Source organism: Hominimerdicola intestinalis, from assembly GCF_054655215.1.
Genome location: NZ_BAAHNZ010000023.1, coordinates 1 through 5197, shown reverse-complemented (window position 1 = coordinate 5197; position 5197 = coordinate 1). Strand labels below are relative to the sequence as shown.

2 tRNA genes and 2 rRNA genes are annotated in these 5197 nt (G+C 48.7%); all 4 read left to right on the top strand.

What is annotated here, in order from left to right:
* The first annotated feature begins 302 nt into the window (after window positions 1-302).
* Window positions 303-1813, top strand: a 16S ribosomal RNA gene (locus ACYQ0H_RS12295).
* A gap of 186 nt (window positions 1814-1999) precedes the next feature.
* A tRNA-Ala gene (locus ACYQ0H_RS12290) sits at window positions 2000-2075 on the top strand.
* A 69-nt stretch (window positions 2076-2144) separates the two neighbouring features.
* Window positions 2145-2221, top strand: a tRNA-Ile gene (locus ACYQ0H_RS12285).
* A 305-nt stretch (window positions 2222-2526) separates the two neighbouring features.
* Window positions 2527-5197: ribosomal RNA gene (locus tag ACYQ0H_RS12280) — 23S ribosomal RNA — on the top strand; the annotation flags it as partial.

Sequence of the window (5197 nt, the reverse complement as noted above, 5' to 3'; positions counted from 1 at the left end):
CCGAAAGGCAGATATCACAAAAGAGCGAGAGGTCAAAAACTTTTGAAAAAAAGGGGTTGACAAATAAGCGAGGATGTGATATAATAGACAGGCGCTCTTGAGAGTGAAGGAAAGAGAACTGAAGACGAGAGAGCGAGAGAAGGTATCTTGAAAATTGAATAACGACGAAACGAAAGAAAACCCTTGTAAATTTGATTTGAGTAACTCAAAGAGAATGAAGAAGTCAAGCAAAGACTAAAAAATGAGCAAAGTCAGTAAAGACTGAAACAGGATAGCAGAAGCGAAAGCTTTTGATATACAACTTAATTAAGAGTTTGATCCTGGCTCAGGACGAACGCTGGCGGCACGCTTAACACATGCAAGTCGAACGAGCGGAGAGAAGCTTGCTTTTCAAAGCTAGTGGCGGACGGGTGAGTAACACGTGAGCAATCTACCTTTCAGAGGGGGATACCTGTTGGAAACGACAGTTAATACCGCATAAAATAATTTTACCGCATGATAAAATTATCAAAGATTTATCGCTGAAAGATGAGCTCGCGTCTGATTAGCTAGTTGGTAAGGTAACGGCCTACCAAGGCAACGATCAGTAGCCGGACTGAGAGGTTGGACGGCCACATTGGGACTGAGACACGGCCCAGACTCCTACGGGAGGCAGCAGTGGGGAATATTGCACAATGGAGGAAACTCTGATGCAGCGATGCCGCGTGAGGGAAGAAGGTTTTAGGATTGTAAACCTCTGTCTTAGGGGACGATAATGACGGTACCCTAGGAGGAAGCTCCGGCTAACTACGTGCCAGCAGCCGCGGTAATACGTAGGGAGCGAGCGTTGTCCGGAATTACTGGGTGTAAAGGGAGTGTAGGCGGGACTGCAAGTCAGATGTGAAAACTATGGGCTTAACCCATAGACTGCATTTGAAACTGCGGTTCTTGAGTGAAGTAGAGGTAAGCGGAATTCCTAGTGTAGCGGTGAAATGCGTAGATATTAGGAGGAACATCAGTGGCGAAGGCGGCTTACTGGGCTTTAACTGACGCTGAGGCTCGAAAGCGTGGGGAGCAAACAGGATTAGATACCCTGGTAGTCCACGCTGTAAACGATGATTACTAGGTGTGGGGGGACTGACCCCTTCCGTGCCGCAGTTAACACAATAAGTAATCCACCTGGGGAGTACGGCCGCAAGGCTGAAACTCAAAGGAATTGACGGGGGCCCGCACAAGCAGTGGAGTATGTGGATTAATTCGAAGCAACGCGAAGAACCTTACCAGGTCTTGACATCGTATGCATAGCTCAGAGATGAGTGAAATCCCTTCGGGGACATATAGACAGGTGGTGCATGGTTGTCGTCAGCTCGTGTCGTGAGATGTTGGGTTAAGTCCCGCAACGAGCGCAACCCTTATGTTTAGTTGCTACGCAAGAGCACTCTAGACAGACTGCCGTTGACAAAACGGAGGAAGGTGGGGATGACGTCAAATCATCATGCCCCTTATGACCTGGGCCTCACACGTACTACAATGGCTATAAACAAAGTGAAGCAAGACAGTGATGTGGAGCAAAACACAAAAAATAGTCTTAGTTCGGATTGTAGGCTGCAACCCGCCTACATGAAGTCGGAATTGCTAGTAATCGCAGATCAGCATGCTGCGGTGAATACGTTCCCGGGCCTTGTACACACCGCCCGTCACACCATGGAAGTCGGTAACACCCGAAGCCAGTAGTCTAACCGTGAGGAGGACGCTGTCGAAGGTGGGATTGATGACTGGGGTGAAGTCGTAACAAGGTAGCCGTATCGGAAGGTGCGGCTGGATCACCTCCTTTCTAAGGAGCAAACAGACAAAAAAGTCTGAAAGTTCCGGTCAGAACAAGGAAAAGCTTTGTAGAGTTGTTATTCAATTTTGAAGGTACCTGAAGAGGTAGCTTCACAATAAAAGAGAGCATAAGAACGGAACCTAAGCCCTTGAGTATGGGGTGTAAGCTCAAAAGCTGAGCTGCACCGTTAACCATGGGGGTGTAGCTCAGCTGGGAGAGCACCTGCCTTGCACGCAGGGGGTCAGGAGTTCGATCCTCCTCATCTCCACCAAAGGGAATTAGGAGAAACGAACAACCGTTAACACTGATGAAGTGAAAACTTCACCGAAACTTTAGTTTCGGGCGCATAGCTCAGGTGGTTAGAGCGCACGCCTGATAAGCGTGAGGTCGGTGGTTCGAGTCCACTTGTGCCCACCAAGCAGTTTTGAAAAAGACTGCGAAAGAATGGAAACGATGAAGACAAAAAGCTTGAAAACAAGTGGACTGTCCACATTGTGCCCACCAAGCAGTTTTGAAAAAGGCTGCGAAAGAATATTTGTATTTTGTTGCGAGTTTATAGGAGCAACAAAAATGGTAGCTTGAAAATTGAATAATGAAGAAAAGTAATGCAAATGAGGAAAAATGAACGACAAAATCAAAAAAATGATTTAGTCGGGTAAAACTACAATAAGCGATTATTGAATAAAATCATTTTCTAAAGAAGGATTAAACATAATTCAAATGGTTAAGCTAATAAGAGCGTAGGGAGAATGCCTTGGCATTAGGAGCCGAAGAAGGACGTGGTAAGCTGCGAAAAGCTGCGGGGATCAGCAAGCATGAAATGATCCGCAGATATCCGAATGGAGCAATCCACATGAGAGAAGCTCATGTATCATATACTGAATCAATAGGTATATGAGGGGAACCGCCTGAACTGAAACATCTAAGTAGGGCGAGGAAGAGAAATCAACCGAGATTCTGTGAGTAGTGGCGAGCGAAAGCGGAAGAGGCTAAACCGAATGTAGCAATACGTTCGGGGTATTGGACAGCAATAAGCATTGATAAGTTTTAGCTGAAATGTATGGGAAGACATATCAGAGAGTGTGAGAGTCACGTAAGCGAAAAGACGAGTCAGCGAGCTGGATCCGGAGTACCGCGGGACACGAGAAATCCCGTGGGAAGACGGGGGGACCACCCTCCAAGCCTAAATACTACCTAATGACCGATAGCGAATAGTACTGTGAAGGAACGGTGAAAAGAACCCCGGGAGGGGAGTGAAAAAGAACCTGAAACCCTATGCTTACAAGCACCGAGAGCACGTCAAAGTGTGATCGGGTACCTTTTGTAGAATGGTCCGGCGAGTTATTGTATGCGGCAAGGTTAAGCACTTAAGGTGTGGAGCCGAAGCGAGAGCGAGTCTTAATAGGGCTAGTAAGTCGTATGCAATAGACCCGAAACCGAGTGACCTATCCATGTCCAGGTTGAAGTGGAGGTAAAACTCCATGGAGGACCGAACCCACGTCCGTTGAAAAGGCCGGGGATGAGGTGTGGATAGCGGAGAAATTCCAATCGAACTCGGATATAGCTGGTTCTCTCCGAAATAGCTTTAGGGCTAGCCTCGTGACAGATTACTGGAGGTAAAGCACTGAATGGGCTAGGGGTCGAAAGATTACTGAACCCTATCAAACTAAGAATGCCAGATAATCGATTCACGGGAGTCAGACAGCGTGAGATAAGTTTCGTTGTCGAAAGGGAAACAGCCCAGACCCACAGCTAAGGTCCCTAAATACGTTTAAGTGGAAAAGGATGTGGAGTTGCATAAACAACCAGGATGTTGGCTTAGAAGCAGCCATACATTAAAAGAGTGCGTAATAGCTCACTGGTCGAGTGACTCTGCGCCGAAAATTCAACGGGGCTAAAACGTATACCGAAGCTTGGGCTTCAAGAGCGATCTTGAGGGGTAGGAGAGCGTCGAATGAGAGGAGAAGTCAGAGCGGAAGCGCTGGTGGATTTCATTCGAGTGAGAATGCCGGAATGAGTAGCGAGAATTATGTGAGAATCATAATGGCCGAAAATCTAAGGTTTCCTGAGGAAGGTTCGTCCGCTCAGGGTAAGCCGGGAGCTAAGGTGAGGCGGAAACGCGTAGCCGATGCACATACGGTTGAAATTCCGTAGCCGCAGAAATACTTAAGTACAGGGACGCTTTGAAAGTTGTGAAGCCGGGCGATGGTTGACCCGGTCGAAAGGGACCGAAAATTAGTAGGGAAGTCACAATGGACGGAGACAAGAAAAGCTGTATGAATGTATAATGCGCCCGTACCGCAAACCGACACAGGTAGATAGGAAGAAGATTCTAAGGCCAACGGGAGAAGGGTTGTTAAGGAACTCGGCAAGTTGACCCCGTAACTTAGGGATAAGGGGTACTTGAGAAATCAAGTCGCAGAGAATAGGCCCAGGCGACTGTTTAGCAAAAACACAGGTCTCTGCTAAATCGAAAGATGACGTATAGGGGCTGACACCTGCCCGGTGCCGGAAGGTTAAGAGGAGATGTGAGAGCATTGAATTGAAGCCCCGGTAAACGGCGGCCGTAACTATAACGGTCCTAAGGTAGCGAAATTCCTTGTCAGGTAAGTTCTGACCCGCACGAATGGTGTAACGATCTGGGCACTGTCTCAACAACCCGCCCGGCGAAATTGTAGTACCGGTGAAGATGCCGGTTACCCGCGACTAGACGGAAAGACCCCATGGAGCTTTACTGTAGCCTAATATTGGATTTCGGTATTTCATGTACAGGATAGGTGGGAGACTGGGAAGCATCGGCGTCAGCTGATGTGGAGTCGACCTTGGGATACCACTCTTGGAGTGCTGGAATTCTAACCTGCGGCCCTGAATCGGGTCGGGGGACATTGTTAGGTGGGCAGTTTGACTGGGGCGGTCGCCTCCAAAAGAGTAACGGAGGCGCTCAAAGGTTCGCTCAGCATGGATGGAAACCATGCAGTAGAGTGTAAACGCAGAAGCGAGCCTAACTGCGAGAATGACGGTTCGAGCAGTAACGAAAGTTGGAGTTAGTGATCCGGCGGTATGTGAGTGGAAATGCCGTCGCTCAACGGATAAAAGCTACCCTGGGGATAACAGGCTGATCTCCCCCAAGAGTCCACATCGACGGGGAGGTTTGGCACCTCGATGTCGGCTCATCGCATCCTGGGGCTGTATTCGGTCCCAAGGGTTTGGCTGTTCGCCAATTAAAGCGGTACGCGAGCTGGGTTCAGAACGTCGTGAGACAGTTCGGTCCCTATCTGTCGTGGGCGCAGGATATTTGCAAGGAGCTGTCCCTAGTACGAGAGGACCGGGATGGACGCACCTCTGGTGCACCAGTTGTCACGCCAGTGGCACAGCTGGGCAGCTATGTGCGGA